Origin of the sequence: [Erwinia] mediterraneensis, from assembly GCF_900604315.1 — a bacterium.
Taxonomy (GTDB): Bacteria; Pseudomonadota; Gammaproteobacteria; order Enterobacterales; family Enterobacteriaceae; genus Pantoea; species Pantoea mediterraneensis_A.
The window spans coordinates 278,401-295,066 of sequence record NZ_LR026978.1 but is presented as its reverse complement, the minus strand read 5'-3'; the positions used below and the strand labels follow the sequence as shown (position 1 = coordinate 295,066).

The 16,666-nt window shown below is 51.2% G+C and carries 16 protein-coding genes, 1 tRNA gene and 2 pseudogenes; 12 read left to right on the top strand and 7 right to left on the bottom strand.

Annotated elements, in window-relative coordinates; all coding sequences use genetic code 11:
- Positions 1 to 154 precede the first annotated feature (154 nt).
- Positions 155 to 1,324: pseudogene (locus E0E17_RS01270) on the top strand (IS3 family transposase).
- A 130-nt stretch (positions 1,325 to 1,454) separates the two neighbouring features.
- On the opposite strand, the gene E0E17_RS01265 reads toward E0E17_RS01270, so the two are convergent.
- The gene (locus E0E17_RS01265) at positions 1,455 to 1,928 is read right to left on the bottom strand and encodes a recombinase family protein (RefSeq protein ID WP_272940787.1); all 474 of its coding nucleotides are present in this window, start codon (positions 1,926 to 1,928) and stop codon (positions 1,455 to 1,457) included.
- A gap of 532 nt (positions 1,929 to 2,460) precedes the next feature.
- On the opposite strand from E0E17_RS01265, the gene E0E17_RS01260 reads away from it, so the two are divergent.
- Positions 2,461 to 2,853 carry a hypothetical protein gene (locus E0E17_RS01260; protein ID WP_130830926.1) on the top strand — a complete coding sequence of 131 codons (393 nt, stop codon included), beginning with the start codon at positions 2,461 to 2,463 and terminating at the stop codon, positions 2,851 to 2,853.
- A gap of 84 nt (positions 2,854 to 2,937) precedes the next feature.
- Here E0E17_RS01260 and E0E17_RS01255 read toward each other — a convergent pair whose 3' ends face one another.
- The 5 genes and pseudogenes from E0E17_RS01255 to E0E17_RS01235 form a co-directional block, all read right to left on the bottom strand.
- A complete protein-coding gene (locus E0E17_RS01255) occupies positions 2,938 to 3,384 on the bottom strand; it encodes a DUF943 family protein (RefSeq protein ID WP_130830925.1) in 447 nt (148 codons plus the stop codon).
- Positions 3,377 to 4,180, bottom strand: a complete 804-nt coding sequence (locus tag E0E17_RS01250; RefSeq protein WP_130830924.1) for a DUF3289 family protein — start codon at positions 4,178 to 4,180, stop codon at positions 3,377 to 3,379. Before E0E17_RS01250 ends, E0E17_RS01255 begins: the two co-directional genes overlap by 8 nt.
- 265 nt (positions 4,181 to 4,445) lie before the next feature.
- A pseudogene (locus tag E0E17_RS01245) lies at positions 4,446 to 5,702 on the bottom strand (tyrosine-type recombinase/integrase).
- Positions 5,703 to 5,881: 179 nt separating this feature from the next.
- Positions 5,882 to 5,956 (bottom strand) — tRNA-Arg (locus tag E0E17_RS01240).
- A gap of 75 nt (positions 5,957 to 6,031) precedes the next feature.
- A complete protein-coding gene (locus E0E17_RS01235) occupies positions 6,032 to 6,967 on the bottom strand; it encodes a formate/nitrite transporter family protein (protein ID WP_130830923.1) in 936 nt (311 codons plus the stop codon).
- A 243-nt stretch (positions 6,968 to 7,210) separates the two neighbouring features.
- On the opposite strand from E0E17_RS01235, the gene ccmA reads away from it, so the two are divergent.
- Genes ccmA through mlaA form a run of 10 tightly spaced genes read left to right on the top strand, consistent with a single transcriptional unit; the run spans position 7,211 to position 14,955 of the window.
- On the top strand, positions 7,211 to 7,828 hold the full coding sequence (gene ccmA, locus E0E17_RS01230) for a cytochrome c biogenesis heme-transporting ATPase CcmA (protein WP_130830922.1): 618 nt from the start codon (positions 7,211 to 7,213) through the stop codon (positions 7,826 to 7,828).
- Positions 7,828 to 8,487: a heme exporter protein CcmB gene (gene ccmB / locus E0E17_RS01225; RefSeq protein WP_130830921.1), complete on the top strand. Its 660-nt coding sequence runs from the start codon at positions 7,828 to 7,830 to the stop codon at positions 8,485 to 8,487. Before ccmA ends, ccmB begins: the two co-directional genes overlap by 1 nt.
- A gap of 49 nt (positions 8,488 to 8,536) precedes the next feature.
- Complete coding sequence (locus E0E17_RS01220; RefSeq protein WP_130830920.1) at positions 8,537 to 9,277, top strand: heme ABC transporter permease; 741 nt, start codon at positions 8,537 to 8,539, stop codon at positions 9,275 to 9,277.
- Positions 9,274 to 9,507 (top strand): heme exporter protein CcmD, encoded by a 234-nt coding sequence (gene ccmD / locus E0E17_RS01215; protein WP_130830919.1) that lies wholly within the window; start codon positions 9,274 to 9,276, stop codon positions 9,505 to 9,507. The genes E0E17_RS01220 and ccmD overlap by 4 nt, the downstream gene beginning before the upstream one ends.
- Complete coding sequence (gene ccmE / locus E0E17_RS01210) at positions 9,504 to 9,986, top strand: cytochrome c maturation protein CcmE (RefSeq protein ID WP_130830918.1); 483 nt, start codon at positions 9,504 to 9,506, stop codon at positions 9,984 to 9,986. Before ccmD ends, ccmE begins: the two co-directional genes overlap by 4 nt.
- On the top strand, positions 9,983 to 11,938 hold the full coding sequence (locus tag E0E17_RS01205; protein ID WP_130830917.1) for a heme lyase CcmF/NrfE family subunit: 1,956 nt from the start codon (positions 9,983 to 9,985) through the stop codon (positions 11,936 to 11,938). Before ccmE ends, E0E17_RS01205 begins: the two co-directional genes overlap by 4 nt.
- Positions 11,935 to 12,492 carry a DsbE family thiol:disulfide interchange protein gene (locus E0E17_RS01200; protein ID WP_130830916.1) on the top strand — a complete coding sequence of 186 codons (558 nt, stop codon included), beginning with the start codon at positions 11,935 to 11,937 and terminating at the stop codon, positions 12,490 to 12,492. The genes E0E17_RS01205 and E0E17_RS01200 overlap by 4 nt, the downstream gene beginning before the upstream one ends.
- Complete coding sequence (locus E0E17_RS01195) at positions 12,489 to 12,944, top strand: cytochrome c-type biogenesis protein (RefSeq protein WP_130830915.1); 456 nt, start codon at positions 12,489 to 12,491, stop codon at positions 12,942 to 12,944. Before E0E17_RS01200 ends, E0E17_RS01195 begins: the two co-directional genes overlap by 4 nt.
- Positions 12,944 to 14,155 carry a c-type cytochrome biogenesis protein CcmI gene (ccmI, locus tag E0E17_RS01190; protein WP_130830914.1) on the top strand — a complete coding sequence of 404 codons (1,212 nt, stop codon included), beginning with the start codon at positions 12,944 to 12,946 and terminating at the stop codon, positions 14,153 to 14,155. The genes E0E17_RS01195 and ccmI overlap by 1 nt, the downstream gene beginning before the upstream one ends.
- Before the next feature lie 35 nt (positions 14,156 to 14,190).
- Positions 14,191 to 14,955: a phospholipid-binding lipoprotein MlaA gene (gene mlaA, locus E0E17_RS01185; protein ID WP_130835423.1), complete on the top strand. Its 765-nt coding sequence runs from the start codon at positions 14,191 to 14,193 to the stop codon at positions 14,953 to 14,955.
- Between the two features lie 63 nt (positions 14,956 to 15,018).
- Here mlaA and fadL read toward each other — a convergent pair whose 3' ends face one another.
- Positions 15,019 to 16,311, bottom strand: coding sequence for a long-chain fatty acid transporter FadL (fadL, locus tag E0E17_RS01180; protein WP_130830913.1), 1,293 nt, complete (start codon positions 16,309 to 16,311; stop codon positions 15,019 to 15,021).
- Positions 16,312 to 16,666: the final 355 nt, after the last annotated feature.

The following is a 16,666-nucleotide window of genomic DNA, read 5'->3' as shown; positions in this document are numbered from 1 at the left end:
TTGATTGGAAAGCTGGTCAAGGTGATGATGAACTGTCTTTTACATTGAGCTATAAAAACACAAATCTAAAGTCTTGGTATGGATACGGTTCTGAATCGCCACGGGTTTAACAGACACCTCAGAGTCATTTAAGATGACTTAAAGAGAGGTGCCCATGAGCGGTAAACGTTATCCCGAAGAGTTTAAAACTGGAGCAGTGAAACAGGTTGTTGATCGTGGTCATTTTGTTTCCAGCGTCGCAACACGTCTCGGTATCACTACCCACAGTCTTTATGCCTGGATAAAGAAGTACGGTCCGGATTCTTTCACTAATAAAGAACAGTCCGATGCTCAGGCCGGGATCCGCCGTCTCCAGAAAGAGCTGAAGCGGGTTACCGACGAACGGGACATATTAAAAAAGCCGCGGCGTACTTCGCAAAACTGTCCGACTGAGGTACGCCTTTATCCGTGACAACACCCGATGCTGGCCTGTTCGCCTGCTCTGTCGGGTGCTGGATGTTCATCCCAGTGGCTTTTACGCCTGGCTTCAGCAGCCGCATTCACAACGCCATCAGGTAGATCTGAGACTGACAGGACAGATCAAACAGTTCTGGCTGGAATCGGGATGCGTTTATGGCTACCGCAAGATCCATCTGGACCTCCGAGATAGCGGGCAACAGTGCGGAGTGAACAGAGTCTGGCAACTGATGAAGCGTGTCGGGATAAAGGCTCAGGTCGGGTACCGGAGCCCGCGGGCACGCAAAGGTGAGGCCAGGAGCGTTTCTCTGACAGGCTCCAGCGACAGTTCAATCCGGATGCTCCGGATGAGCGTTGGGTAACGGACATAACCTACATCAGGACCCATGAAGGCTGGCTGTATCCTGCCGTGGTTGTTGATCTGTTCTCACGCAAGGTTATCGGCTGGTTAATGCAATCCCGGATGACAAAGGACATTGTTCTGAACGCACTGCTGATGGCTGTATGACGGCGTAATCCCCAAAAACAGGTGCTGGTTCACTCAGACCAGGGCAGTCAGTACACGAGCCATGAGTGGCAGTCATTCCTGAAGTCACACGGTCTGGAAGGTAGCATGAGTCGTCGCGGTAACTGTCACGGTAATGCGGTTGCGGAAAGCTTTTTCCAGCTGCTGAAACGCTAACGGATAAAGAAAAATATCTACGGAACGCGTGAAGAAGCCCGTAGCGATATTTTTGATTACATCGAAATGTTTTATAACAGTAAGCGTCGGCATGGTTCGAGCGATCAGATGTCACCGGCTGAATATGAAAATCAGTATTATCAACGGCTCGAAAGTGTCTGGATTATCCGTGGCGATTCAAAATGAACATATTGAAGATCTTTTTTATTAGCTCGATTTCTTTCTTGGTTCCAGGAACAAGAACGATTCTGTCTGTTTGAAGGCCCTTTTTCTCACCGTGAGCAAGTATCATTTTGGGTTTGTTATTATTATCAAGCTATTTTCTTTTAAGCCCATATCCGGGTTTGCCACCTTGATAATATCCTTTCTTAACGAGATTCACATGTCCTGCAAAAACTTTTATTGCAAGATTTTTACTGAATGCACCTGCTGCATAGATGAGAGATAAAAGGATGAATGTTTCAGTTTCACTGTTTTCTGGGAGGTTTACTGCACAATAAATGGCATCCACATTGTTCATTTTCAACAGATATTTGTAATAAATACCCTCTTGAGGATCTTTGAAATGACCAAAACGACTGATATCGTATACAAGAACAGCATCAATATTTATTTCTTTCTTGAGGACATCGTTTACAAGCTTATTAAAATCATGTCTTCTAATTGTGGATACGCCACTTTTACCTGCATCGTCATAAGTATGGATGATTTCCATATTGTGCCCATCAGCATACTTTTTGATGAATTGGGCCTGGTTATCCAACGAAAACTCCTGGAGGTTTGTGGACATCCGTAGATACTGGTCGGCCCTAAAATTATGAATATGCTAAATTTTATCAGAAATTTAAGTTCATTAAGGGAACAGCAAAAAAATATTGGTTAAAAATTGATTAATTTTCAATCCGTTGCAACTCTTTTTTATTTCTCGTATGTCTTATTTTGTATAGTCCCTCCCATAAATTCTCAGTGAGAGTAGGCGATTGAGGAGAAGGAGGAGTGAGGACAGTATGAAAGAAAAGATATTTATATAACTCCAGATCTTAACCGTGAGTAAAGATTAAGGATGAGAGAGAGACAAATTATGAAAGAGTGGGTAGTAAATATAATATTTAAGCTCATATTTATTGAATGATATTGAGCAAGGAGCCAAAATTTTAGGAAGACTGTCTTTGCCGGGAAATAGGCAATGCAATTTTACACAACATTCAAAATTCATTTATTCCTCCTAAAGTCTTTTTCGCAAGCGAATCGAGTCTCTATAATTCATATTGACAAAAGTTCAATCTGCGTTAAAAGGATTATAAATAAAAATGGAGGAGTTCATGAATAAAGATAAATTGAAAGAGGAGCAAATATCATTTGCTGAGGTTAAAGAGTTGCTTAACAGAGTCCATGATGATTTAGTAGCTCTATTAGAAAGAATTAACATCACTGAAAGCTATAAAATGTATCCTGCTGAAAATATTGTTTATATTATGTTTAGGGAATATTACGACTCACAGGATTGCTTGAAAATTGTGAGCATAGTTGAAGGTATTGATATAACCGAACTTGTTGAATACAATAGTGTTCACTGGTGGTTTTTATCAGCCCTGGCATTTGATACTGATAATATTATTAAAATAATTCTAACAAAAATCATTAAAGAAGAAAAAAGTAAAGTAAGTTCTGTTCTTGTTAACGATGATGATGGGTTAGTTAAAAAAAGAATTTAATTTCCAAATATCATATAAAAATTCTGCCTTAACAAATTCAGATTTTTTAAACTTTGATGCCTTTTTTGGAGAGTTGCTTTTCTTTTATTTTGGTGATACTCTACCATCAGAAATCTGGATAAACGTTTTATCACCTATATTTATAAATGTTTTTCCATCGACGTTCCCTCTTATAACTAATGCTATGCTGTTATAGACACATTTTTTGTGCTCGCCATTAGTATCATCAAAGCAGGTATAGTCATTAATTGAACCGTCTCTGGTTCCTTTTGGTAATTTTTCATAGCCATTGAAATTCATGATGATAACTGTGAAGTTATCAGGAGTGTTGATAATATGATATTTATTCTGAAGTAAGTCTCTGTTTTTCAACCACCAATTTAGTTTTCCATCAGTAGTCATCGGTAAATGTTCTACAAAAACCGCACCATTATCTACTCTGACTATTTTGGTTGGTCTTACAGCAATCCATATACAGTATGCTGTTATTAATAAAACTAAAATTGCTCCAATCCTTTTATACTTAAACATTGTTTTCTCCTGTCAATGTTATAGTAGCTTCGAAATTTGTGAAAAATGGCTTTTGAGCAAAATGCTTTGCCCTCTGTAGAACGAACCAGATTCTAAAGAAAGTAATAGAGTTAAATTTAGTCTTTAAGATATCTTCTTTATCCAAGCCAAAATGATCTTGTGCTCTGTATTTGATAACCGCAGTATATTTTCTGCCCTGGAAGTTCAAGCTTTCAATAGAGATTTCTGTGCTGTTTATGTCATGGACGGTAATGCCCATTCCATTGACGAAATCTTTCCATCTTGTGTATTTAGGTAAATGGCTTTTAGATAACACACTTGAAAAATTTTCTTTCGTCAATTGAGAATTATTGAAATCAAATTGCTCAATAGTATTTTTAATGAGGGATAATGTGTTATCGACAGAGTTGTCACTTAAAATGAGATTTCTGTAAGCATTGTTCATAGCCGGATGTTGATAATCTTTTCCATTACTGCGTTGCATATGATTGAAAAGATCTATGATCAAGCCTTGGTATGGTCCTCGGAAAGAAAAGATATAGGACTGAGACCTTAGCTCATCATATAACATCGCTATGGCTCTTTCTCTACTAACTGGCTGGATCGCGTTAGTAGCGGGATGCTGACAGGAGGGACCAAAAGTAGTCCAATCGATGAAAGTTGATACTTGCCCAAGATGATAATGCTTTTTCAGTGTATCAACATCCATATCGCCACTTTGCATATCATCGGCATTTCTGTCATTGAATCTTTTTTTTGTGGTGAAGATGATTAGTTTCTTGTCGATTCCTTTCATTCAAAATAAATCCCTTTCAGTCAAATGAGTGACTATCATACAGCTTTACTGTAGCCCTGAAATTGAGTTTTGTCTTAACATACCACTGGCCGAGAATATTATATTGGTTTTGCCATCAAGGTAGATTCTTTACTACTACGCCTTAAGAAGTAAGCAACTACTCTTTATTAGTCGAGGCCTGTTTCAGGGCATAGGTAATAAAAAATATAAATTTTTGTAGGGTTTAAAACGCATTAAATTGATATTTACAGGATCATCACCTGTCTCAAAATCCCGAAACTTTTGAAGAGGAGAAAGGTGTTAGTGCCCCTTTTTTACATGCTTCGAGGTAGTCGGCCCACCATTGCAACATGAGTCTCCGTTCTTCCAAATGCTCCGCTTTGTGTATGTATGCAGCCCGGACACTATTGCGTTCCTGGTGGCTCATTTGTCTCTCTACAGCATCTCTCGACCATAATCCCGATTCGATTAATGCACTACATGCCATAGTCCTGAAACCATGCCCGCAGACTTCTGCTTACGTATCGTAGCCCATCGCCCTGAGTGCTTTGTTGACCGTGTTTTCACTGATAGGTTTGTCTTCCCCAGTAAAACCAATGAACATGAGCTCTTTGTCACCACTGATCGAGTGAAGCTCTTCCAGGAGCGCTTTGGCTTGTGTGCTTAGTGGAACCAGAGGTGGGGTTTTCATATTTGCCCCTCTTGCAGAATATTTTACCCCTTCCATAGGTTGTCCCTTTCCGGGGATAGTCCACAATGAATGCTTAAGATCGACTTCTGACCAGCGGGCAAACCGCAATTCACTCGAACGGACAAAGGTCAGGAGTGTTAACTGCACTGCAATTTGAGTAATGCCTTTTCCTTTATATGCTTCCAGTCTATTCATCAGTGCTGGCAATCGCGCCAGAGAAAGGGCAGGGCGATGAACACTTTTAGTGGAAACAACAACACCAGCGAGGTCGTTTGCAGGATTCTGTTCAATCAACGCATTGTGAACGGCATACCTCATTACTGCCGTAATGCGCTGTTGTAAGCGGGAAGCCAGTTCATTGTGTCCTGAAGCTTCTGCCTTTTTCAATGGAACCAACAGATCATGAGTCTTTAGATCGCTAATATTACGTTTGCCGATGACAGGGAATACATGGGTAACAAGACTGTTTAATACAGTTGTTCTATGACTGTCTGACCAGGTTCTGTTACTGGTGAGCTATTCTCGTGCAACTTGCTCAAATGTAAGCAAGCCCTTGCTCTCAATCTTTTGTGCTTTGCGCTTCTCACTTGGGTCTACATGGTTTGCAACGAGCTGACGGGCTTCGTCTCTTCTTCGTCTGGCTTCTGACAATGAAACCTCAGGCTAAACACCCAGTGCGAGAATTTTCTGTTTGCCAGCGAAGCGATACTGGAAACGCCAGTATTTGGAACCACTTGTGGTGATCAACAGATGCATACCATTACCGTCTGTCAATTTGACAGGTTTATCATAACCCTTTGTATTACTTACTGTTAACTCAGTGAGCGCCATACTAAAAACCCTCTTCTGATGGTATCTGCATTATCGAACTTAAAATACCAACATATGTACCAACAAAACAGCGTGGATTTTGAAATATGACGGTGTACGTTAACGGGCTACAAATGAAAGATAAGTGTTTGAAGTTGAAGAGTTGACCAGACTTTAAAATAGTTAGATGGGCTAACATATGGTGTCCCCTGCAGGAATCGAACCTGCAACTAGCCCTTAGGAGGGGCTCGTTATATCCATTTAACTAAGGGGACGCGGGCGGGCAGTATAACCTGGTTATCGCGCCAGATTAAGCACTTGCCTGCCCGTTTGCTTATTCTCTCAACAATTTATCCTTCAGATACGTCTGTATTTGTCTCTTTCTGGGATGACTGCTCTTGCGCCTGTGCCTTCGCCTTCGCTTTTGCCGCTTCGCTCATATCATTGCGGATTTGGGCATGGCTGATTAACGCGAAAATCAGCGTGCCGCCGGTGATATTGCCCAGCAGCGTCGGCAGAGCAAAGGGCCAGAAAAACTCATGCCAGCTTATCGCACCGTCGAACACCAGATAGAGGATCTCCACTGAACCTACCACGATATGGGTCAGATCGCCCAGGGCTACCAGCCAGGTCATCATAATGATCACAAAGATCTTTGCTGCGCCGGCATTTGGGAACATCCAGACCATAGTGGCAATAATCCAGCCTGATATCACCGCTTTGCCAAACATCTCGCCCGGTCTGTTTTCCATCACTTTTTCACTGATGGCGCTAAAAGCCTCACGGGTAGGCTCATCAAATACCGGCATCTGGTTAAACGCCAGCGCGGCCAGCGCGGTGCCGATCAGATTCCCCAGCAGGACGAAGCCCCAGAGGCGCAGCAGCAGGAAAAGGTTGCCCCTGGTCAGTTTGTGCATCACCGGTAACACGGCGGTGACCGTGTTTTCCGTAAACAGCTGCTGGCGCGCCATAATGACAATCACAAAACCAAATGCGTAGCCCAGGTTTTCCAGTAAAAAGGCGCCGGGAACGCCCGCCAGATGAACCTGAAAAACGCCTTTTGCCATCAGCGATGCGCCCATCGACAAACCTGCAGCAATGGCGGACCAGAGCAGTGCCATACCGTCACGCTCCAGCTCTTTCTGTCCCTCCTCCCGGATTTTTTCATGTATGGCCGCCGCGCGTGAGGGCAGGGCATCCTCATTACTCTCTATCTCTTTACCCTGCTCATTCTCTTCGCTGTCGACATCGTTCTCGCTCTGTGTTTCGTTTGCTTCAGGCTTCATTTTTCCTCCGGGTAATCATCCCACTGCGATATAAGCGTAGACGGTATTGTCCAGGGTGAAATGTGTCCCGCTTTTCGCACAAGCGTAACAAAGCTTTAAGCATGCCGCTTTTTCAGGCAAAGGGGGGCTTATTTGCGCGTTATTCCAGCATCTGACGCTACGCAGCGCGGCGTACAGGCTTCGGCCCACTGGTGACTTGTGGTATTATCGCCGCCTCACTTATTTAGCGCGATTCACCCCTGCATGCTGGAACTCATTAATCTCTCTTGTATTCGCGATGAGCGCGTACTGTTTCGCGAGCTCTCTTTTACCGTGCAGACGGGCGATATCGTGCAGATTGAGGGCGCAAATGGCGCGGGTAAAACTTCTCTGCTGCGACTGCTGGCGGGGCTGAGTCGTCCGGAGCAGGGTGACGTCCTCTGGCAAGCGGTGCCGATTCGTCAGCAGCGCGAGCGCTGGCATCAGGATATGCTCTATCTCGGCCATCAGCCCGGGGTGAAAGCGGTACTCACACCGCTGGAAAACCTGCGCTTTTATCATGCACGCTGCGATGATGTTCAAATCTTTTCGGCGCTGGAGGCGGTAGACCTGCTGGGCTATGAAGAGGTGCCGGTCGCGCAACTTTCCGCCGGACAGCAGCGACGCGTCGCTCTGGCGCGCCTCTGGCTCACCCCGGCTCAGCTATGGATCCTCGACGAACCCTTAACTGCCATTGATAAAGCGGGCGTAGAAAAATTAATGGCGCAATTCACCTGTCATGCCGATAACGGTGGCATGGTCATTTTGACCACCCATCAGGACTTGCCTGATGCGGCTAAACGGGTGCGAAAAATTCGTCTGCATGCAACGGAGGCGTTCTGATGCCAGGGCGGATTATTCAGCGTGAGCTGAAAATTGTATTTCGCAGCGGGGCTGAGGTGATCAATCCGCTGTGGTTTTTTTTAATCGTCATCACGCTCTTTCCGCTTGGGGTTGGTCCGGAGCCACAACTGCTGGCGCGCATCGCTGCCGGTGTCGTCTGGGTTGCCGCGCTGCTGGCGTCGCTGCTGGCGCTGGAGCGTCTGTTCCGTGACGACTTTCTTGATGGTTCGCTGGAGCAACTGCTGCTGCTGCCCACGCCGCTGCCGCTGACGGTGCTGGGAAAAGTGATCGCCCACTGGCTGGTCACGGGGGTGCCGCTGATCATTTTGTCGCCGCTTGCCGCGTTATTGCTGTCACTCGATTTTGTCAGCTGGCGCGCGCTGGCGCTGACGTTGCTACTGGGCACGCCGACCTTCAGCTTTCTGGGGGCGATTGGGGTGGGACTGACGGTGGGTCTGCGCCGGGGCGGCGTGCTGCTGAGCCTGCTGGTACTGCCGTTGGCTATCCCGGTATTGATTTTTGCCAGCGCGGCGATCGACGCGGCCAGCATGGGCCTGCCCGTGACGGGTTATCTGGCTATTCTGGGGGCGATGCTGGCGGCCAGCGCGACGTTGTCACCTTTTGCCACGGCGGCGGCACTGCGCATCAGCCTGCACTGACTGGCGCTAACACCAGTGCGAATAATTTTTTTATTGTGAGTAATGCATTATGTGGAAGTGGTTACACCAACTGGCAAGGCCCGAGCGGCTTTATCAGCTATGCGGACGTTTGATTCCCGGGTTTGCGCTAACGGGTAGCGCGACGCTGCTGCTGGGCTGGATATGGGGTTTTGGCTTTGCCCCTGCGGATTATCAGCAGGGAGAGAGTTATCGCATTATCTACCTGCATGTGCCGGCGGCGATGTGGTCAATGGGCATCTACGCGAGCATGGCCATCGCGGCCTTTATCGGGCTGGTGTGGCAGATAAAAATGGCCGATCTGGCGGCGGCGGCCATGGCGCCGGTGGGTGCCGTGTTTGCTTTTATTGCGCTGGTCACCGGTTCCGCCTGGGGCAAACCGATGTGGGGCACCTGGTGGATCTGGGATGCGCGTCTCACCTCAGAGCTGGTGCTGCTTTTCATCTATATGGGGGCGATCGCGCTCTACAGCGCCTTTGACGATCGGCGTATGGCAGGACGCGCGGCCGGGATCCTGATTCTGGTGGGCATCGTTAACCTGCCGATCATTCACTTCTCGGTGCAGTGGTGGAACACACTGCATCAGGGGTCGTCAGGTATGTTACAGCAGGCGATCGCGCCCAGCATGCGCACGCCATTACGCTGGTCCATTCTCGGCTACCTGCTGGTTTTCATCACGCTGACGCTGATGCGTCTGCGCAACCTGATTCTGTTGACTGAACGCCATCGCCCGTGGGTGGCGGACGTGGCACAGGGAGGACGTAAATCATGAAGCCCGCTTTTGCTTCCTGGGAAGCGTTTTTCGCTATGGGGGGATACCACTTTTTTGTCTGGCTGGCTGTCGCCTTTACCTTGTTGCCGTTGTGCGGTCTGGTGCTGCATACCTTCTGGCAACGCCACCGTTTGCTGACGGAAATTCGTCAGCGTCACGCGAGGGAGCGCCGTATTCGTGCGGCAAAAACAAAAAAAGCCGCCGGTGAAGCGGCAGGAGAAGCGTTGTGAATATCCGTCGACGTAATCGCCTGTATGTGGTGATCGCGATAGTAGTAGGGCTGGGGCTGGCGACCGCGCTGGTGATGTACGCGTTGCGTTCCAACATCGACCTGTTTTATACCCCGGGTGAAATTCTGAATGGCAAAGGCGAGGCTCGCCAGAAACCCGAGCCGGGACAGCGGCTGCGCGTTGGCGGCATGGTGCTGCCGGGTAGCGTGAAGCGCGATCCTGCGACCCTTGCCGTCTCATTCAAGCTCTATGATGCCAGTGGCGTGATAAGCGTGCATTACGAGGGCATTCTGCCGGATCTGTTCCGTGAAGGGCAGGGCATTGTGGCGCAGGGGGTGCTGGAAGCGGGCAACCTGGTGAAAGCGCAAGAAGTACTGGCGAAGCACGATGAAAAATATACGCCGCCCGAAATCGACGATGCGATGAAGAAAAATCATAACGGCGCGCCCGCGACTTATCAGCCAGGTGCTCAGTCATGATGCCGGAAATCGGAACTTTTCTGCTCTGTCTCGGGCTGGGGCTGGCGCTGTTATTAAGCAGTTACCCGCTGTGGGGCGCGGTGCGTCAGGATGCGCGTCTGATGGCGCTGGCACGTCCGCTGGCGGGCGGTCTGTTTTGCTGCGTTGCCGCCGCATTTTTGCTGCTGGTGCACGCCTTTGTGGTGAACGATTTTACCGTCGCCTATGTGGCCGCGAACTCCAACAGCTTATTACCGCTTTACTATCGCATCGCGGCGACCTGGGGCGCGCATGAAGGATCGCTGCTGCTCTGGGTGCTGCTGCTCAGCAGCTGGACGCTGGCTGTCGCGTTGTTCAGCCGCAAAATGCCGCAGGATGCGGTAGCGCGCGTGCTGGCGGTGATGGGGATGATTAACCTGGGCTTTCTGCTGTTTATTACCCTGACCTCTAATCCCTTTACCCGCACACTGCCCGATTTTCCCATTGACGGACGCGATCTCAATCCGATGCTGCAGGATATCGGCCTGATTTTCCATCCGCCGCTGCTCTACCTGGGTTACGTCGGCTTTTCGGTGGCCTTCGCTTTTGCTATCGCGTCACTGATGGCGGGACGACTCGATACCGCCTGGGCGCGCTGGTCGCGTCCCTGGACCACTGCCGCCTGGATTTTCCTCACCATCGGCATTGTGCTGGGCTCGGCCTGGGCCTATTACGAGCTGGGCTGGGGCGGCTGGTGGTTCTGGGATCCGGTGGAAAACGCCTCTTTTATGCCCTGGCTGGCTGGCACGGCGCTGATCCACTCGCTGGCGGTGACGGAAAAGCGCGGCACCTTTAAAGCCTGGACAGTGCTGCTGGCGATAACCACTTTTTCGCTCAGCCTGCTGGGGACTTTCCTGGTACGTTCCGGCGTCCTGGTGTCGGTACACGCCTTCGCCTCCGATCCGGCGCGCGGCCTGTTTATCCTGGCGTTTCTGGTGATCGTGATCGGCGGCTCGCTGCTGCTCTATGCCCTCAAAGGGGGCCAGGTGCGTAGCCGGATGCAAAGCGAAGCCTGGTCACGCGAGTCATTTCTGCTGGGCAATAACGTGTTGCTGATCGCCGCCATGCTGGTAGTGCTGCTTGGGACGCTGCTGCCGCTGGTGCACAAACAGCTGGGACTGGGCACCATTTCTGTGGGAGAGCCATTCTTCAATACCATGTTCACCTGGCTGATGGCGCCTTTTGCGCTGCTGCTTGGTATCGGGCCGCTGGTACGCTGGCGACGCGATGAGCCGCAGAAGCTGTTTAAACGTCTGGCGCTGGCCCTGCTGGTGACGCTGCTCTTTTCCATCCTGCTGCCCTGGCTGTTGCAGGATCGCATTGCGGCGATGACCGTGGTCGGGCTGATGATGGCGCTGTGGGTGATTGCGCTGACGTTGCTTGAACTGCACGAGCGCGCTACCCATCGGCACACTTTTTTCCGCGGCATGCGCCATCTTTCGCGCAGCCACTGGGGCATGGTGCTGGGGCATCTCGGCGTGGCCGTCACGGTTATCGGTATCGCCTTCAGTACCCAGTACAGTGTCGAGCGCGATGTGCGGATGAAAGCGGGCGACAGCGTGGATATCTATCGCTATCACTTTGTCTTCCGTGCGGTACATAACCTGCAGGGGCCGAACTACAGCGGTGGCGCGGCGCTGATTGACGTCACGCGCAACGGCAAGCCGGAAGCGGTGTTACAGGCGGAGAAACGCTACTACTCCGCTGCGCGCACCATGATGACCGAAGCGGCCATCGACGGCGGCTTTACGCGCGATCTCTACGCAGCCCTCGGCGAGGAGCTGGATGATGGCGCCTGGGCTGTACGCATCTATTACAAACCTTTTGTGCGCTGGATCTGGTATGGCGGCGTGTTGATGGCGATCGGCGGCTTGCTGTGCCTGCTCGATCCGCGCTATCGCTCCGCTAAAAAGGCGCAACGGGAGCTGGCATGAGCAAGAAAATCCTTTTTATTCCGCTGATCCTGTTTCTGCTGCTGGCAGCGGCGCTGCTGTGGCAGCTGACGCGCAACGCCAGCGGTGACGATCCCACCCGTCTGGAGTCTGCCCTGATCGGCAAGCCCGTGCCGCAGTTCAGGCTGGAAGCGCTGGAACAGGCGGGAAAAATCTATGACCAGCAGGTGCTGACCGACGGCAAACCGCTACTGCTCAACGTCTGGGCCACCTGGTGCCCGACCTGCCGCGCTGAACATCAGTATCTGAACCGCCTGGCGCAGCAGGGCATTCGCGTCGTCGGGCTCAACTATAAAGATAATCGCACCGGGGCGATCAACTGGCTGAATACGCTGGGCAATCCTTATGCGCTCAGCCTGTATGACGGCGACGGCATGCTGGGGCTGGATCTCGGCGTCTATGGCGCGCCGGAAACTTTCCTGATTGATGGCAAAGGCATCATCCGTTACCGCCATGCCGGTGACATGAATGCGCGTATCTGGGAGCAGGAAGTGAAGCCGCTGTGGGAAAAATATAGCCGGGAGGCGGGCGTATGAAGCGCGGCTTGCTGTTACTGTGCGCTCTGCTGTGCAGCCTGACCCTGTGGGCAGCCACTGAAACCCGATCTTTTGACTCGCCGGAACAGGAGCAGCAGTACCTTGAGTTGACCGCTGAGCTGCGCTGCCCCAAATGCCAGAACAACAGCATTGCCGATTCCGGTGCCATGATTGCAATGGATATGCGGCAGAAAGTCTATGAGCTGATGAAGCAGGGCCAGAGCAAACAGCAGATCATCGATTATATGGTGGCGCGTTACGGTAATTTTGTCACCTATGCGCCGCCGGTCACGCCATCGACCCTGATTCTGTGGGTCGGTCCGTTACTCTTTGTGATTCTGGGCGCGCTGACCATTATTTTACGCAGCCGCAGACAGAAAACGCGCAGCGAGCTGGATGAAAGCGAACAGCAACGCCTGGCCGCGTTACTCAACAATGACAGGAAGCCGTGATGAGCGCATTCTGGATTACCCTTTTCGTGCTGCTGGCGGCGGCCAGCGCACTCTTTCTGCTGGCAGGCTGGCGGGCGCGTAGCGTCAGCGCCGACGCACGCGATCGACTGAACAAAATCTTCTATCAGCAGCGTCTGCAGGAACTGACTCAGGATGAGGCGCAGGGCGTGGTCGCGGAGCGGCCGGTGATGGAGCGCGAACTGCAGCAGACCCTGCTGGCGGATATTCCGCAGGCGAGCCCGCAACAGGTGCACAGCAGCAGTCGCTGGATACTGCTGCCGGGAGTGATGGTGCTGGTCGGCGTGACCCTGGTGATGTACTGGAAAACCGGCAATCTGCCGGAAGTGATCGCATGGCAGCAAGTACAGGCGGACTACCCGCACTTACGCGCCCGGGTGATGGAACCGGCGGCGAAGCCCCTGACGATGGAGGAGCTGGCGCGGCTGCAACTCGGGTTGCGCAGCGCGTTACAGCAGGATGCACGCAATCCTGACGACTGGGCTATGCTGGGCCGTCTCGGCATGGTGCTGAACAACGTGGTCACTGCCCGTCAGGCCTTTAATCATGCTTTACAGCTCGCGCCCAACAACCTGGCGCTTAAGCTCGACTATGCTGAAGTACTGACACGCTCGGCTGATGTGCAGGATAACCGCGAAGGCGGGCTGCTGCTGCAGGATCTGCGTAAGCAGCAGCCGGACGATTTACGCATTCTTGGCCTGCTGGCATTTAACGCTTTTAATCAGCAGCATTATGATGAGGCCATTGCGGCCTGGCAGCAGATGATGGCGCTGCTGCCTGCGGAGGATGGTCGCCGGGCGATGATCGCCCGCAGCATTGAACAGGCCAAAACCAGCGCCGGACAGCAGAGCAGTCAGCTGGCGCTGACGGTAAGCCTGGGCGCAGAGGCAGAAAAAATGTTACCTCAGGACGGAGTGTTGTATATTTCTGTTTCTGACGGTGTTTCACCGGTGCCGGTGGCAGTCAAGCGCATACCGCTTAGCCACTTCCCGTTATCGCTGACGCTGGATGACAGCAATGCCATGATGCCGGATCGCCTGCTTTCGGCGCAGCATCAGGTACAGGTTCGGGTGCGTATTTCGCGTGATGGTAGCGCCACTCCTCAGTCAGGCGACTGGTTTGGCGTCAGCGCGCTCACCCCCTGGAATGGTCATCTGCAGCTGGCTGTGGAAATTAATCAGCAGCAGCCCTGAAGCGATACACACTTGACCCGCACAGGGAGATGAAAATGTATTACCGCCTGACCGGTTTGGTTCTGGCCAGTGTACTTCTGGCTGGATGTGCCAGTTCAAAGCCTGACAACGATGCGCCGCCGCAACGCAGCGATCCGCTTGAAGGCTTTAACCGCACGATGTTCAACTTTAACTACAATGTGCTGGATCCCTACGTCTTGCGCCCCGTGGCTGTTGCCTGGCGTGATTATGTGCCGACACCGGCGCGCACCGGGTTAAGCAACTTCTTTGGCAACCTGGATGAACCTTCCAGCATGGTTAACTACTTCCTGGAAGGGGATCCGCGTCGTGCGATGATCCACTTTACGCGTTTCTTCCTCAACACCACCCTCGGGCTGGGCGGGTTGATTGACGTGGCGGGCAAGGCGAACCCGGAACTGGCGCGGGAAGAGGCACATGGCTTCGGCAGCACCCTCGGCCACTATGGCGTAGGCTACGGCCCTTATGTGGAACTGCCTGCTTATGGCAGCTTTACGCCACGTCAGGAGGGCGGCGATACGGTTGACCTGCTTTATCCGCCGCTGAGCTGGCTGACCTTCTGGATGTCCGCCGGTAAATGGGCGCTGGAGGGCATTGAGACCCGGGCACAGCTGCTCGACTCCGATGCCATTTTGCGTCAGCAGGATGATCCTTACGTCTTTATACGCAACGCCTACTTCCAGCGTAACGACTTCCTGGCGAACGGCGGCAAGCTGAAGCCGCAGGAAAACCCGAACGAGAAAGCGATTCAGGGCGACCTGGACGAGATTGATGCGGAGTAAACCGCGTTCAGCATAAATAAACAAGGCGGCCCGCTGGCCGCCTTGTTTATGCGCTTCATCCCATCAGAACTTATAGTTAAGGTTCGCGCCGTACAGCCAGGCCTTACCTTCAGAGTTAAAGGTATAATTTTCTTCCTGCACCGTTACATGCTGACCGTGCATATAAGAGACGCCCACATCGACCGAGGCGGCATCGTTAAAGGCGTAAGAGGCACCGGCGCTCAGCCAGAGACGATCCTGATCGGGAATCGAGATAGAGCGATTATCTGCCGGTACCGGGCTGTCATCAAAGGCGATACCGGTGCGGAACGTCCAGTGATCGTCATAGGCGTAGGTGGTACCCAGCGCGATGCGGTACGCATCTCTGAAGTTCTCTTCTTTCTGGAACAGGGTCTGACCATTGCTGCCGGTCGCTTTCAGCTCTTCAAACTGGCTCCAGCTGGTGTAAGTCAGGCTGTAGTGCACGGCCCATTGCGGCGCGACCTGATGCCAGCCCGACAACTCCCACATCTCCGGCAGATTCAGAGTCAAAGAGCCCGGAATGGTGCTGCCGCCAGTCGCATACGGCAGGCCTAAATTCAGGGCCTGGTTAAGCGGGTTCACAAACTCAGGTAGCGAGCTCTTATAATCGCCGTCAAAGTCGATTTTCACTTCAGAGCGGTAGGTAAAGCCGAAACGGTTATTTTTATCCACTTCATACAGAATACCGGCATTCCAGCCGTAACCCCACTCATTGCCTTTTAAATGGGCAATTTGCGTATCGGCGGGAAGCGGCAATCCAGCTAAAGTGCCTGCTTCACCCGCGTAACGTTCGATTTTCGCCCGGGCATAGACCGCATCAAACCCCACGCCAAAGCTGAAATGTTCATTCAGCCGGTAAGCGGTACTCAGATTGAGGTTACTGGTCATCAAATCGGTTTTACCGCCATAGGGACCGGCGACATAATCGTTGTTGTATTCCGTCGCCAGACCGTAGTTAGTGGTGGCTGAAGCGCCGATCCACCACTGATCATTAATCGGCTGAACATAATGCAGATTCGGCACCCACTGCGTGGGGGCAATATTATTGGCGTTCAGGCTGCGGCCAGTGTAGGGACTGTTGCCACTGATATCGACATCAGCATCAATAAACACGGCACCGACAGAAAGGGCAGGGCGATCCATTAATGCCATCGTGGCCGGGTTACGGCTGGCAGAAGCTGCCGTATCCCCCATCGCACCTTCACCAGAGTAGGCGCGACCTAAGCCAATAGAGGAGAATTCATTCAGCTGAAAGCCCGCAGCATAAACCTGAGAAGTGACAAGGGCGACAGCAACCGCCACGGCTGATTTTACAAACAGGTTTTTATGGTTCATGACCACAACCTCATATGAATTATTATTAATGTGTTACCCCGGGTAACAGTGATGGCTAACCTCAGGCACTGATAGAAAGCCCACTTATCAGACCAGTGCGGCAAGTATAGGTCTGACCTGTCACCGGCTTGCAATATTGTTATTTAAAAATTGTCTCCAGGATCAATAAAATCACATTTGCTTAACGAATTTGCCGATCCTGGCCTTCAGCATAACTACTCTTGTTTGTTTTGGATCAAATTTTATTGTGATATTCGTCACTTAGCAGCGCAATCATAGCGACAAAAAGGCAACCGGCGTACACTGACAGATATAAAACATCACAATCGGTAAGGGAAAGCCCGGAGGAGAAAAG

Excerpts from the sequence above, each read along its gene's own strand:
- E0E17_RS01265 (WP_272940787.1), bottom strand. The coding sequence starts at position 1,928 with ATGTCCACAAACCTCCAGGAGTTTTCGTTGGATAACCAGGCCCAATTC.
- E0E17_RS01260 (WP_130830926.1), top strand. The coding sequence starts at position 2,461 with ATGAATAAAGATAAATTGAAAGAGGAGCAAATATCATTTGCTGAGGTT.
- E0E17_RS01255 (WP_130830925.1), bottom strand. The coding sequence starts at position 3,384 with ATGTTTAAGTATAAAAGGATTGGAGCAATTTTAGTTTTATTAATAACA.
- E0E17_RS01250 (WP_130830924.1), bottom strand. The coding sequence starts at position 4,180 with ATGAAAGGAATCGACAAGAAACTAATCATCTTCACCACAAAAAAAAGA.
- E0E17_RS01235 (WP_130830923.1), bottom strand. The coding sequence starts at position 6,967 with ATGAAGCCTGAAGCAAACGAAACACAGAGCGAGAACGATGTCGACAGC.
- ccmA (WP_130830922.1), top strand. The coding sequence starts at position 7,211 with ATGCTGGAACTCATTAATCTCTCTTGTATTCGCGATGAGCGCGTACTG.
- ccmB (WP_130830921.1), top strand. The coding sequence starts at position 7,828 with ATGCCAGGGCGGATTATTCAGCGTGAGCTGAAAATTGTATTTCGCAGC.
- E0E17_RS01220 (WP_130830920.1), top strand. The coding sequence starts at position 8,537 with ATGTGGAAGTGGTTACACCAACTGGCAAGGCCCGAGCGGCTTTATCAG.
- ccmD (WP_130830919.1), top strand. The coding sequence starts at position 9,274 with ATGAAGCCCGCTTTTGCTTCCTGGGAAGCGTTTTTCGCTATGGGGGGA.
- E0E17_RS01205 (WP_130830917.1), top strand. The coding sequence starts at position 9,983 with ATGATGCCGGAAATCGGAACTTTTCTGCTCTGTCTCGGGCTGGGGCTG.
- E0E17_RS01200 (WP_130830916.1), top strand. The coding sequence starts at position 11,935 with ATGAGCAAGAAAATCCTTTTTATTCCGCTGATCCTGTTTCTGCTGCTG.
- E0E17_RS01195 (WP_130830915.1), top strand. The coding sequence starts at position 12,489 with ATGAAGCGCGGCTTGCTGTTACTGTGCGCTCTGCTGTGCAGCCTGACC.
- ccmI (WP_130830914.1), top strand. The coding sequence starts at position 12,944 with ATGAGCGCATTCTGGATTACCCTTTTCGTGCTGCTGGCGGCGGCCAGC.
- mlaA (WP_130835423.1), top strand. The coding sequence starts at position 14,191 with ATGTATTACCGCCTGACCGGTTTGGTTCTGGCCAGTGTACTTCTGGCT.
- fadL (WP_130830913.1), bottom strand. The coding sequence starts at position 16,311 with ATGAACCATAAAAACCTGTTTGTAAAATCAGCCGTGGCGGTTGCTGTC.